Annotated in this window: 4 protein-coding genes; 3 read left to right on the forward strand and 1 reads right to left on the reverse strand. The window is 62.3% G+C overall.

The annotated features are described in order from the left end of the window. Positions 1 to 35 precede the first annotated feature (35 nt). Complete coding sequence (locus ACEN8Q_RS15895; protein ID WP_413703386.1) at positions 36 to 10,220, reverse strand: retention module-containing protein; 10,185 nt, start codon at positions 10,218 to 10,220, stop codon at positions 36 to 38. Positions 10,221 to 10,338: 118 nt separating this feature from the next. On the opposite strand from ACEN8Q_RS15895, the gene ACEN8Q_RS15900 reads away from it, so the two are divergent. Genes ACEN8Q_RS15900 through ACEN8Q_RS15910 form a run of 3 tightly spaced genes read left to right on the forward strand, consistent with a single transcriptional unit; the run spans position 10,339 to position 14,342 of the window. Beyond that, complete coding sequence (locus ACEN8Q_RS15900) at positions 10,339 to 10,752, forward strand: hypothetical protein (protein WP_413427284.1); 414 nt, start codon at positions 10,339 to 10,341, stop codon at positions 10,750 to 10,752. A 55-nt stretch (positions 10,753 to 10,807) separates the two neighbouring features. After that, a complete protein-coding gene (locus ACEN8Q_RS15905; protein ID WP_413427285.1) occupies positions 10,808 to 12,166 on the forward strand; it encodes a TolC family outer membrane protein in 1,359 nt (452 codons plus the stop codon). A gap of 16 nt (positions 12,167 to 12,182) precedes the next feature. Beyond that, positions 12,183 to 14,342 carry a type I secretion system permease/ATPase gene (locus ACEN8Q_RS15910; protein WP_413703387.1) on the forward strand — a complete coding sequence of 720 codons (2,160 nt, stop codon included), beginning with the start codon at positions 12,183 to 12,185 and terminating at the stop codon, positions 14,340 to 14,342. Positions 14,343 to 14,351 lie beyond the last annotated feature (9 nt).

Consider the following 14,351-nt stretch of genomic DNA (forward strand, 5'->3'; position numbering starts at 1 on the left):
CAGGAATGGCGGATTTTTTCGTTCAGGTTTTCAGGTCACACCGTATCCACCTTCAACGAATGATCGTTGAGCATGCCGTTGATGATGGTCGCCGTGTCATGCCCGCCCGCGATCACCCCGCCCGCCCCCGGCGTTACACCGTAATGGCTGGCGAGGTTGACACCAGCGAGGTCGATGGTCTGATTCGGCGCGGCGCCGGCCATGGCGCTGACATCGATGCTGGTCACCGTCGATGGGCCGCTGCCGGTGACGGTGAAGTGCAGGTAGTCATCCAGCGAAGCCGTGGTGCCGTTTTCCCCTTGCAGCAGCTGCGACAGGTCGAGCTTGTCGGTGCCGGGCGTGAAGTCGGTGATCACATCGTGGCCACTGTTGCCCTTGAGCCACTGGAACGTATCGGCCCCTGCCCCGCCGGTGAGGGTGTTGTTGCCCAGGTCACCGATCAACAAGTCATCGCCGCCCCCGCCATTGAGGATGTCGTTGCCCAGGCCGCCGTTGATCACGTTGTTATTGTTGTCACCGGTCAGGGTGTCGTTGAAGTTCGACCCGACCAGGTTTTCGATGCCGGTCAGGGTGTCCGTGCCTGCGCCGAGGGTGTTTTGCGCACCGGCCAGGCTGAGGTTGACGGTTACCCCGGCGGTGGCGTGAGAGAAACTGGCCGTGTCGATGCCTGTGCCGCCATCGAGGATGTCATTGCCCGGGCCGCTGTAGAGCCAATCATTGCCGGCGCCGCCGTGCAGCTCGTTGTTGCCGGAGCCGGCGGTGAGCACATCGTTGCCGTCGCCGGCATTGATGATGTTGTTGCCCGTGCCCGCCACCAGTATGTCATCCCCGCTGGTGCCGGTGAGGGTGTGCCCATCCTGATAGCTGATGGTCAGGTTGGCCGAGTCGCTGCCACCATGGTTGTCGTTGGCGGTGTAGGTGCCGTGGTAGTCCGGGGTGACATCGTGTGCCCCGGCGTAGTTGACGGTCATGGTCAGCTGATAGTTTTCCGCCGCATTCGTATTGCCGTTACCGGGGTCGGTGATGTTGGTCATGTGGATCTGGTAAGTGCCGTCCGCGCTTGCGGTGATGGTGCCGCCATCGGCGATGTTTACGAACGCCCCGCCGTTGAGCGAATACTCCATCGTGATGTGTCCGCTCGCCAGGTTGTGATCGAGGTTGAGCGTCTCACCTTGTTTCAGCTTGACTGTGATGAGGTCTTCATCGTTGGCATTGGAGTTGGACACCGCACCAAGATAGCCACTGACCACCAGCACCGCCGTCATCGCCGCCGTGTTAGCCGCAAAGGCATTGCGCACGTCTGACAGATTCTGGTTGGCGCTGTTGTTGTTGGTGCCGGCGAAGCTGATCGCGCCGGTACCGGTGAAGTCCGCGCCCCTCGCTATCCAGCCTGTGTTGAACGAGGTTGGTGTCGCCGAGAGTTGATCGCCGTTGGGGTCGGTGTCGTTGGCCAGCAACAGTTCACCCGGCACCACGATGGTGCCCGAAAGCACGTTGGTGATGACGTTATCATCGGCGGCCACCGGCGGCGCGTTCGGTATGACTTTGACCGTCAGGGTGGAACTGGCCAGGTCACCGTCGTTGTCGCTGGCGGTAAATCCGATGTTTTCGGTGATCAACACCGACGTGGTTTTCTGCGAAATGTAGGCGTATTCACCGGTGTCGAGATTGACCTGCAAGGTACCGCTGTTGTTGGTGGCAATGCTCAACGTGTTGTCCACGGTGTTGAAGGTGCCGTGGTTGGGCCCGCCGCTGAAGTTCAGCGAGCCCTGATTGCTGTTGCCGCTTGGATCGTAGGTGTACGTGGTGCCGTCCATCGTGATGGCTTTGATGAAGCCGCCATCGGCGCCGAATGAACCGCCCTCGCCCAGCAGCGAACCGGTCACCGGCGCGCCGATCACAGTGCCGGACAGCACCGAGTTGAGCTGGTTGAGGTCGGTCACCACCACCGCATTTGTATCGGTGTGGCTGCTGCCGTCATAGGCCAGTGGATTGAGGTTGGCGTTGGTCACGCCGCTGCCCAGGCCGATCGCGTAGTTCTTGATGTTGTTGGCATCGAGGAAGGCTTTCAGCGCGGTTTCGTCGGCGCTGCCGATTTCCTGGCCGGCGGTGGGCTTGCCGTCGGAAAAGAAGTAACCGACGTTTTGCGCACCGGTCAATTTGCCCGAGGTGTTGAACGCGGTCTGCATGGTCGCCACGGCCGCGTCGTAGTTGGTGCCGCCGTTCGCGGTGAGGCCGGCCAGCAGTGTCTTGGCGGTCGCGACATCGACCCACACCGAAGTCCTGTCGGTGGCGCTGCTGCTGAAGGTGACGAGCTGCACTTTCACATCGCCCAGGTCATCGTATTTATCCAGCAAGGCACTGATGGCCTGCTTGGCCAGATCCAGCCGCGACAGGCCCGACACGCCGGAAGGATCGGCCATGCTGCCGGAGACGTCGAGCACGATCAGCAGGTTGGAGTCGATCTCCACCGCCGCCACCGAGCGATCCGTTGCCACCGCCTTGGGCACGTCATCGACAATATTGACCACGATTGTGCTGGTGCTGCTGTTACCCAGCGCATCGGTGGCTTTGTAGGTGAAGCTTTCACTCAGGCTGTTCGGCCCGTCGTTGGCATTCGGCGAAGTTTTTGGTGCCGAGGTCAGGGTGTAGGTGTAGCTGCCGTCGGGGTTGAGCAGGATCTGCCCGTAGGTGCCGGTGGCGCTGCCGACCAGGGTGTAGGTGAGCGTGCCACTGCCACCCGAGACCGAACCGACCAGTGTGCCGGACGCGGTTTCGCCGGTGTTGCCCGGGTCGCTGCCGGTAACCGTACCGGCTGCCAGGTCCTGGCCGTCCTTGCTCAGGTCGAGGGCCTTTTCGTAAACCGTCACATCGCTATCGGGGTTGGCCTTGATAGCGCTATTGGCAACGTCGATGGTGATGGTGGTAGTGCTTTCATCGCCATCGGAATCGCGCACGGTGTAGGTGAACGTATCAGTGGCCCCCGCATCGCCGACCGAATTCTGATTGCTGTGATACACCGCGTTGCCGTTGGCATCGAGGGTCAGGTAGCCATAGGTGCCGTTGATCTGGTTGCCCAGCCCGCCGATCGCCGACGTCGAGGTATTGCTTCCGGCGCGCACGCCGACCACCGTCGCCGGACCATCGGCGCCGCTGACGTCGTTGCCCAGCACACTGATGTTGACGGTGCCGCCCTCCACTACCGACGACGAGTCAGGTTTGGCGCTCGGCAGGTCATCGATGATGTTGACGTTGATCTGCCCGGTCATCGTGTCGCCATCCGTATCGGTGGCGACGACGTTGAAGCTCTCGGGGAGGCTGTTGGCGCCGTTGGCAGATGGGTGCGCTTCGTTATCGTTGAGGGTGTAGCTGTAGCTCACGACACCGGTCACGGCGTTGAAGCCGGTGATGGTCAGTGTGCTGCCCAATGGCGTGACGGCGGTCTGCGGGAAGCCGGCGGCCACGCCACCGCTGACCACGGCAATGCCGCCGACGGTGAGGGTTTGCAGGCCATCGAGGGCGGTCACGGTGAAGGTGCCGTTCTGGGTCAGGGCCGACACGCTTGGGCTGCTGCCATCGCTGAGGTTTTTTTCGTAGACCGTCAACTCACCGCCATAGACGTCGAGGCCGTTGAGGACCACCGGATCATCATTGTTGTAGACATTCAGCACCAGGTTGGCGGTGCTGCTGTCGCCGTCCGAGTCGGTGAGGGTGTAGGTGAAGGTTTCACTGCCATTGCCACCGCCGTGCAACGCCTTGAAGTCGGCATCGCTGGTGTTCAGCGTATAGGTGTAGGTGCCATTGGCATTCAGCACCAGGGTGCCGTAGGTGCCGGTGAAAGTGCCGGGGGTGATCGGGCCGGCGTTTGCGCCGAGCGCAACCCGGTCGGCGCCTTGCACGTCGTTGCTCAGCACGTTGCCGCTGAGGGTCAGCAGGGTTTCCGACGCGGTACTGGCGTTGCTGTCGTACACGCCTTTGGGCAGGTCGTCGACGATGTTGACGTCCAGTGAACCGGTGGCGGTGGTGCCGTTGTCGTCGACCACGGTCACGGCGAACTGCTCAGGCAAGGTGTTGGCGCCGTTGGCCGTCGGGTGCGCTTCGTTATCGTTGAGGGTGTAGCTGTAGCTCACGACACCGGTCACGGCGTTGAAGCCGGTGATGGTCAACGTGCTGCCCAGCGGGGTGGTGATCGATTGCGGGAAGCCGGCGGCCACGCCACCGCTGACCACGGCAATGCCGCCGACGCTCAGGGTCGTTACACCGTCCAGGGCCGTGACGGTGAAGGTGCCGCTCTGGGTCAGGGCCGGCGTGTTGGGGTTGCTGCCGTCGCTGAGGTTTTTTTCGTAGACCGTCAGCTCACCGCCATACACGTCGAGGCCGTTGAGGACCACCGGATCATCGTTGTTGTAGACATTCAGCACCAGGTTGGCGGTGCTGCTGTCGCCGTCGGCATCGGTGATGGTGTAGGTGAAGGTTTCGCTGCCGTTGCCACCGCCGTGCAACGCCTTGAAGTCGGCATCGCTGGGGTTCAGCGTGTAGGTGTAGGTACCGTTGGCATTCAGCACCAAAGTGCCGTAAGTCCCGGTGAAGGTGCCGGGGGTGATCGGGCCGCTGTTTGCGCCGACCGTTACCCGGTCAGCGCCTTGCACGTCGTTGCTCAGCACGTTGCCGCTGAGGGTCAGCAGGGTTTCCGAGGCCGTGCCATTGCTGTCGTACACGCCTTTGGGCAGGTCGTCGACGATGTTGACGTCCAGTGAACCGGTCGCGGTGGTGCCGTTGTCGTCGACCACGGTCACGGCGAACTGCTCAGGCAGGCTGTTGGCGCCGTTGGCAGTCGGGTGCGCTTCGTTATCGTTGAGGGTGTAGCTGTAGCTCACCACACCGGTCACGGCGTTGAAGCCGGTGATGGTCAACGTGCTGCCCAGCGGGGTGGTGACCGATTGCGGGAAGCCGGCGGCCACGCCACCGCTGACCACGGCAATGCCGCCGACGCTCAGGGTCGTCACGCCGTCCAGCGCGGTCACGGTAAACGTGCCGCTCTGGGTCAGCGCCGGTGCATCCGGGCTGCTGCCATCGCTGAGGTTTTTTTCGTAGACCGTCAGCTCACCGCCATACACGTCGAGGCCGTTGAGGACCACCGGATCATCATTGTTGTAGACATTCAGCACCAGGTTGGCGGTGCTGCTGTCGCCGTCCGAGTCGGTGAGGGTGTAGGTGAAGGTTTCGCTGCCATTGCCACCGCCGTGCAGGGCTTTGAAGTCCGTGTCGTTGGGGTTCAGCGTGTAGATGTAGGTACCGTTGGCATTCAGCACCAAAGTGCCGTAGATGCCGGTGAAGGTGCCGGGGGTGATCGGGCCGCTGTTTGCGCCGACCGTTACCCGGTCAGCGCCTTGCACGTCGTTGCTCAGCACGTTGCCGCTGAGGGCCAGCAGGGTTTCCGAGGCCGTTGAAGCATTGCTGTCGTACACGCCTTTGGGCAGGTCGTCGACGATGTTGACGTCCAGTGAACCCGTGGCGGTGGTGCCGTTGTTGTCGACCACGGTTACGGCGAACTGCTCAGGCAGGCTGTTGGCGCCGTTGGCGGTCGGGTGGGCTTCGTTGTCGTTGAGTGTATAGCTGTAGCTCACCACACCAGTCGCCGCATTGAACCCGGTGATGGTCAGCGTGCTGCCCAGCGGGGTGGTGACCGATTGCGGGAAACCCGCCGCCACACCGCCGCTGACCACGGCGATGCCGCCCACGCTCAGGGTGGTCACTCCGTCCAGCGCGGTCACAGTAAAGGTGCCGCTCCGGGTCAGGGCCGGTGCGTCCGGGTTGCTGCCGTCGCTGAGGTTTTTTTCAAAGACGGTGAGTTCGCCGCCCTCGACGTTCAAACCGTCAATCGTGATCGAGTCATCATTGTTGTGGATCTGCAGCACGAGGTTGGCCGTGCTGCTATCGCCGTCCGCATCGGTGAGGGTGTAGGTGAAGGTTTCGCTGCCGTCGCCGCCACCGTGCAGGGCTTTGAAGTCGGCATCGCTGGTGTTCAGTGTGTAGATGTAGGTGCCATTGGCATTCAGTACCAGGGTGCCGTAGGTGCCGGTGAAAGTGCCGGGGGTGATCGGGCCGCTGTTTTCGCCGAGCGTTACCCGGTCGGCGCCTTGCACATCATTGCTCAGCACGTTGCCATTGAGGGTCAGGAGGGTTTCCGAGGCGGTACTGGCGTTGCTGTCGTACACGCCTTTGGGCAGGTCGTCGATGATGTTGACGTTGATCTGCCCGGTCGAACTGTCGCCGTCCGTATCGGTGGCCACAACGTTGAAGTTCTCGGTGAGGCTGTTGGCGCCGTTAGCCGTTGGATGGGCTTCGTTATCGTTGAGGGTGTAGCTGTAGCTCACCACACCGGTCGCGGCGTTGAACCCGGTAACGGTCAGCGTGCTGCCCAATGGCGTGGTGATCGATTGCGGGAAGCCGGCGGCCACGCCACCGCTGACCACGGCGATGCCGCCGACAGTCAGGGTTTGCAGGCCATCGAGGGCGGTCACCGTGAAGGTCCCGCTCTGGGTCAGGGCTGGTGCGTCCGGGCTGCTGCCGTCGCTCAGGTTTTTCTCGTAGACCGTCAGCTCGCCGCCATACACGTTGAGGCCGTTGAGGAGCACCGGATCATCGTTGTTGTAGATGTTCAGCACCAGATTCGCGGTGCTGGTATCGCCGTCCGAATCGGTGAGGGTGTAGGTGAAGGTTTCGGTGCCGTCGCCACCGCCGTGCAAGGCTTTGAAATCCGCATCGTTGGGGTTCAGCGTGTAGGTGTAAGTGCCGTTGGCATTGAGCACCAGGGTGCCGTAGGTGCCGGTGAAGGTCCCGGGGGTGATCGGGCCGGCGTTTTCGCCGAGCGTTACCCGGTCGGCGCCTTGCACGTCGTTGCTCAGCACGTTGCCATTGAGGGTCAGCAGGCTTTCCGAGGCGGTGCTGGCGTTGCTGTCGTCCATCCCCTTCGGCAGGTCGTCGACGATGTTGACGTCCAGCGAACCGGTCGTGGTGGTGCCGTTGTCATCGACCACGGTCACGGCGAACTGCTCAGGCAAAGTGTTCGCGCCATTGGCCGTCGGATGCGCTTCGTTATCGTTGAGGGTGTAGCTGTAGCTGACCACGCCGGTTGCGGCGTTGAAGCCGGTGATGGTCAGCGTGCTGCCCAGCGGGGTGGTGATCGATTGCGGGAAGCCGGCCGCCACGCCGCCGCTGACCACGGCGATGCCGCCGACGCTCAGGGTCGTTACACCGTCCAGGGCCGTGACGGTGAAGGTGCCATTCTGGATCAGCGCCGCGGCATCCGGTGCACTGCCGTCGCTGAGGTTTTTCTCGAAGACGGTCAACTCGCCGCCCTCGACGTTCAAACCGCCAATCGTGACCGGGTCATCGTTGTTGTGGATCTGCAGCACCAGGTTGGCCGTGCTGCTGTCGCCATCGGCATCCGTCAGCGTATAGGTGAAGGTCTCCGTCGCACTGCCGCCACCGTGCAGGGCCTTGAAGTCGGCATCGCTGGTGGTGAGGGTGTAGGTGTAAGTGCCGTTGGCGTTGAGCACCAGGGTGCCGTAGGTGCCGGTGAAAGTGCCGGGGGTGATCGGGCCGGCGTTTTCGCCGAGCGTTACCCGGTCGGCGCCCTGCACGTCGTTGCTCAGCACGTTGCCATTGAGGGTCAGCAGGGTTTCCGAGGCGGTGCTGGCGTTGCTGTCGTCCACACCCTTCGGCAAGTCGTCGACGATGTTCACGTCGAGTGAACCGGTGGTGGTGGTGCCGTTGTCGTCGACCACGGTCACGGCGAACTGTTCGGGCAGGCTGTTGGCGCCGTTGGCCGTCGGGTGCGCTTCGTTATCGTTGAGGGTGTAGCTGTAGCTGACCACGCCGGTCGCGGCGTTGAAGCCGGTGATGGTCAGCGTGCTGCCCAATGGCGTGGTGATCGATTGCGGGAAGCCGGCGGCCACACCGCCAGTGACCACGGCGATGCCGCCGACGCTCAGGGTGGTCACACCGTCCAGCGCGGTGACGGTAAAGGTGCCGCTCTGGGTCAGGGCCGGTGCGTCGGGGCTGCTACCGTCGCTGAGGTTTTTCTCGAAGACGGTCAATTCGCCGCCCTCAACGTTCAAACCACCAACCGTCACCGAGTCGTCGTTGTTGTGGATCTGCAGCACCAGGTTGGCCGTGCTGCTGTCGCCGTCGGCATCCGTCAGCGTATAGGTGAAGGTCTCCGTCGCACTGCCGCCGCCGTGCAAGGCCTTGAAGTCGGCATCGCTGGTATTAAGCGTGTAGGTGTAGGTGCCATTGGCATTCAGCACCAGGGTGCCGTAGGTGCCGGTGAAAGTGCCGGGGGTGATCGGACCGGTGTTTTCGCCCACTGTCACCCGGTCCGCGCCTTGCACGTCGTTGCTCAGCACGTTGCCGTTGAGGGTCAGCAGGCTTTCCGAAGCGGTGCTGGCGTTGCTGTCGTCCACGCCTTTTGGCAGGTCGTCGACGATGTTCACGTCCAGTGAGCCGGTGGCGGTGGTGCCGTTGTCATCGACCACGGTCACGGCGAACTGCTCAGGCAGGCTGTTGGCGCCGTTGGCCGTCGGGTGCGCTTCGTTATCGTTGAGGGTGTAGCTGTAGCTGACCACGCCGGTCGCGGCGTTGAAGCCGGTGATGGTCAGCGTGCTGCCCAATGGCGTGGTGATCGATTGCGGGAAGCCCGCGGCCACACCGCCAGTGACCACGGCGATGCCGCCGACGCTCAGGGTGGTCACACCGTCCAGCGCGGTGACGGTAAAGGTGCCGCTCTGGGTCAGGGCCGGTGTATCCGGGCTGCTGCCGTCGCTGAGGTTTTTCTCGAAGACGGTCAACTCGCCACCCTCGACGTTCAATCCACCAACCGTCACCGAATCGTCGTTGTTATGGATCTGCAGCACCAGGTTGGCCGTGCTGCTGTCGCCGTCGGCATCCGTCAGCGTATAGGTGAAGGTCTCTGTCGCACTGCCGCCGCCGTGCAGGGCTTTGAAGTCGGCATCGCTGATGTTCAGCGTGTAGGTGTAGGTACCGTTGGCGTTGAGCACCAAAGTGCCGTAAGTCCCGGTGAAGGTGCCGGGGGTGATCGGGCCGCTGTTTTCGCCGAGCGTTACCCGGTCGGCGCCTTGCACGTCGTTGCTCAGCACGTTGCCATTGAGGGTCAGCAGGGTTTCCGAGGCCGTGCCATTGCTGTCGTCGACCGCTTTGGGCACGTCGTCGGTTATGTTGATATCCAGCGAACCGGTGGTGGTGTCGCCATTGCTGTCGTTGGCCACCACAGTGATGTGTTCGCCGAGACTATTGGCACCCTCGCCGCTTGCATGGGTTTCGGCACCGTTGAGGGTGTAGCTGTAACTGACCACACCGGTCGCCGGGTTGTAACCGGTGATGGTCAAGGTGCTGCCCAACGGGGTGGTGATCGACTGTGGAATACCTGCCGGCACGCCGCCGCTGATCACGTTGATGCCGCCGATGCTGAGGCTGGCCAGCCCGTCGGGCGCATTGACGGTAAAGGCGCCGCTTTGGGTCAGCGCGCCTGGGTTGCTCGCCGATCCGTCGGCCAGGTTGGCCTCATTGACGGTCAGCTCGCCATTCTGCGCCGACAGACCGTCGAGGCTGACCGGATTGTTCGGAACCTCTGGCGTCACTGGCGGCACCACAGGGGCAGCGGCCTCTACAACGTTGTTGTCCGGATTAGCGTTCAGGCGTTCTTCGGGAAGTTCGGGAATGCCATTGAAACCGGCAGTGGGGAAACCAATGATTGGGTCGACTCGCCCGCCCACCTCTTCGAGCATGACGAAACTATGACCACTGCCCTGGATGCCGCCCGGTACACCGGTAGTCGTGGCAGGTCCGGCAGCGGTAGCTTCAGCGCTCTGGGTCGGGTCGTCGCCCGCCGCAATGGCTTTTTGCAGCTGTTCGACATCCGTCAGTTGCGCTTCGCTCGGCGTCGCCGCTTCATGCGAGTCCACATGGGGAATCTGATTGGCGAGCAGCTGCGGTGTCATCTGCATGCTGCTGCCGCGCCCGAGGGTCAGCTCCTGGCCATTTTGCAGGTGCACCGCCACCGCGCCTTCAGCGCCAGTGCTCAGTTGGTCGCCGGCGAACAGCCGATCCCCCTCGACCAAAGTACGCCGGGTGCCGTCGCTCGCGACCGCGAACACCTGACCGATAACCTTACTGACGATGCCGATGAGCGTAGCCATGTGCACTTCCTCCGCTGCCAACCGCTGTCGGCACCTTGTTTGCGCGAAGAACATGCTCATGGCTCAAACGGGTTGTCTGGCGGATCGTGTTCCGGGTACCGGTTTACTTGAGTAAGCCGTGGCCCTGGCAACGATCTCGCCCAGCCAGTCGCTCACGGCGCTGTTTACGATTTTGGGAAAAACCCTCTGCAATCAATGGCATCGGATCCCTGTGCGCAACAACGTTGCCTGTGAGCGATGCGTAGCGATCCTGAATCACTCAAGTGACAAAAAACCGTCGCCACCAGATCGCTCGCGTCCCTCCCCTCCAGCACTTCTCCGCCCTATGTCGATAAGTGGATTGGAATTTTCTTCAAACCCCGACAAGCGCCCTAGCGCCCATAAAACAAGGGCTTTCGCATTGAACAATGTGCTGGATTTCGCAGAGCGCATAAGTTTTTTTTTGCATAGTCGTTATGAAAAAAATTTCTTAGCTACGCTCCAGAATGTTCTTAGCTCTTTTGTTAAAGACATGAAACAACTTTACCTATAAATATCGTCAAATAATTGGCGATTGATAAGCACCATCAGCAATCAGGGAGATGTACATGCGCCTATTAACCCCCCTCTGCAGCGCGGTTCTTTTGGCCATGGCCTGCTCGTCCCAGGCTCAGGCCATGACGCTGACCGAAGCGATCCAGAGCACAATCGCGACCCATCCGGAGCTGGCATCACGGGTGGACAGCCGCCTGTCGGCGGATGAGGACGTGAAGGTCGCCAAAGGGGGCTTTTATCCATCGGTTGATCTGAATGCCGCCTACGGGCGCGCGTATAGCGATAACACCAATACCCGGGCGTTCGGCAATCACCACACCGAAACCCTCAACTACACCCAGTCGGAATTGCGCCTGCGGCAAATGCTCTTTGACGGGTTCAACACCGCCAATGAAGTCGGACGCACCCAGGGCGTGGTCAACTCGCGAGCCTATTACGCTCAGGGTACGGCTCAGGATCTGGCCCTGCGCACCACCGAGGTTTACCTCGAAGTGCTCAAGCGCCGCGAACTGGTGACACTGGCCAAAAACAACCTGCAAGCGCACTTGCGGGTCAATGACCAGATCGGCCTGCGCACCCAGCGCGGCGTGGGCAGCAACGCCGATGCCGACCAGTCCACGGCTCGCCGGGCACTGGCGGAAAACAACCTCGACACCGCCGAAGTGGATCTGGCTGACGCCGAGTCGAACTTTTACGCCGTTGTAGGGCGTATGCCCGATGAACTCGAAACCCCGCCATCGATTCGCGGCGAAGTCCCTGCCTCCTTGCCCGAAGCCCAGCAGAGCATGGTGGAAAACAACCCTTACCTGAAATCCGCCCAGGCCGACGTGCAATCGGCCGAAAGCCAGTACGAAGTCGCCAAGTCGCCGTTCTACCCGCGTCTCGACGCCGAGGCGGCAGTGGGCGCGAACAACAACGTGCAGGGCGATGAAGGCCATGACAACGAATGGCGGGTCGGCGTGGTGATGAACTACAACCTGTTCCGCGGCGGCAGCGACAAGGCGCGCCTGGCCTCCGACTCACACAAGATCAACCAGGCCATGGACATCCGTAACAATGCCCTGCGCCAGCTCAACGAGAACATTCACCTGGCCTGGAATGCCATGGTCAATGCCAAGAAACAAACCCCGACCGCCCGTGAATACGCCGACACCAGCAAGCGCGTACGCATGGCCTACCAGGATCAGTTCGGCCTCGGTCAACGGACCCTGCTGGACCTGCTCGACAGTGAAAACGAACTCTACAACGCCAACCGTCGCTACACCGAAGTGCGCTACACCGAAGAGTTTTCGATGTACCGCGTGTTGGCGAACATGGGCCAGTTGTTGAGCAAACAACGCGTTGTACTGCCCGCCGACGCGATCGCCCAGACCGAAGTGAAAAACGAAGCGCGTCTGCCTGAAATGAAGTAGTGCACGGGAGGGTTCAATGACCAGCATGGAGACCGGCAACACCGGTATCGATCCGCGCCTGAGCTTCGATGACCCGCTTCTGGACGGTCTGGTGATCCTCTGCAAACTCCACGGCGCGACGGTCAGTCGCGCCAGCCTGAGTGCCGGGCTCCCCATGGCACACCAACGCCTGAGCCTGGATCTGCTGCCCCGTGCAGCGGCCCGGGCCGGTTTGCAGGCGCGCTTGCTGCGCCGTGACCTCAAGGACATCTCCGCGCTCAACCTGCCCGTGCTGCTGTTGCTCAACAACGGCCGCACGGCCGTCCTGCGCCGTTATGGCGAGGATGGCAAGGTGCTTATCCTGCCCAGCGAAGCCGACGGTGGCGAACAATGGCTCAGCCCTGAGGAACTGGCCGAACACTACAGTGGCCAGGCGCTGTTTGCCCGCCCGCGCCACGAACTCGAAGACTTGCGCTCGCCGCTGGTGCCCCGGGTGCAGGCCTGGTTTCGCGATACGCTGAAGCTGTCGAAATGGCTGTATAGCGACGCGATTCTGGCGAGTTTCCTGATCAACCTGCTGGGGCTGATGGTGCCGCTGTTCGTGATGCAGACCTACGACCGCGTAGTGCCGAACCAGGCCACGTCGACCTTGTGGGTGCTGGCGATCGGTCTGTTGATCGGCACCGCTTTCGAACTGGTGCTGCGGGTCGTGCGCGCGCACTTGCTGGATACCGCCGGCAAGAAAACCGACGTGATCCTGTCGGCCACCCTGTTTGAGCGCATCACCGGCATGGCAATGAAAGCGCGGCCGGCGACCATCGGGGGCTTTGCCCAAAGCATTCATGACTTTCAGGGCTTGCGGGAATTTCTCACCGCCGTGACCCTCACCAGCCTGATCGACCTGCCCTTCTGCCTGCTGATGCTGCTGGTGATCGGCCTGCTCGGAGGCTGGCTGGTGGTGATCCCGATACTGGCGTTCCCTATCACTATCATCTTCGCCATGGTGATCCAGGTCCGCCTGCGCGACACCGTGCAGAAAAGCCTCAGCCTCGGCGCCGAACGCCAGGCATTGCTGATCGAAACCCTCAGCGGCCTGGAAACCCTCAAGGCCTGCAGCGCCGAAAGCGAGCGCCAGCACAAATGGGAAAGCACTCACGGCGCCCTCACCCGCCTCGACAGCCATGCGCGTAACTTGTCGGCCCTGGCCACCAACGGCACCTTGTTCATCCAGCAGTTGTCCGGCATGGCAACCATCGTCGCCGGGGTCTACAGCATCATCGCCGGCAACCTCAGCGTCGGCGCCCTGGTGGCCAGCTACATGCTCGGCAGCCGGGTATTAGCGCCGCTGGGGCAAATCGCCGGCCTGATCACGCGCTACCAGCAAGCGCAACTGACCATGAAAAGCACCGACGCACTGATGGGCCTGCCCCAGGAGCGTGACGCCAAACAGCGGCCGCTGGAGCGCACCCAACTGCAAGGCGCGCTGGATGTTGTCGGCGTGAGCTTCCACTACAACGGCCAGAGCTCTCCCGCCCTGGCCAATATCAGCTTCAGTGTGAAAGCCGGTGAGCGCGTCGGCATCATCGGTCGCAGCGGCTCAGGCAAAAGCACCCTGGCGCGATTGGTGATGGGGTTCTATGAACCGGATGAGGGTCAGTTGCTGCTCGATGGCCTGGACCTGCGGCAACTGGATGTCGCCGACCTGCGCCATCAAATCGGTTACGTCGCCCACGACCTGCCGCTGCTGGCCGGCAGCCTGCGCGACAACCTGACCCTCGGCGCGCGCTATATCAGCGACTCACGCATGCTCGAAGTGGCGGAAATGACCGGCGTCACCGAACTGGCCCGGCAACACCCGCAAGGCTTCGACCGGCCCGTGGGCGAGCGTGGGCAACTGCTGTCCGGCGGCCAGCGCCAGGCAGTGTTGATGGCCCGTTCCATGTTGCTCGACCCGCCGATCATGCTGCTCGACGAGCCCACCAGTGCCATGGACAACAGCAGCGAAGACGTCCTGAGGAAAAAACTCCACGGCTGGGTCCAGGGCAAAACCCTCCTGCTGGTGACCCACCGCACCTCGATGCTGAGCCTGGTGGATCGCCTGGTGGTGCTGGACAACGGACGGATTGTCGCCGACGGTCCGAAAGAAGCGGTCATCGATGCACTGCGCAAGGGCCGTGTCGGCTCTGCGGCGGTCTAGGAGTCGTCC

Source organism: Pseudomonas sp. Pseusp16, from assembly GCF_047324915.1.
Lineage (GTDB): Bacteria > Pseudomonadota > Gammaproteobacteria > Pseudomonadales > Pseudomonadaceae > Aquipseudomonas > Aquipseudomonas fluorescens_CD.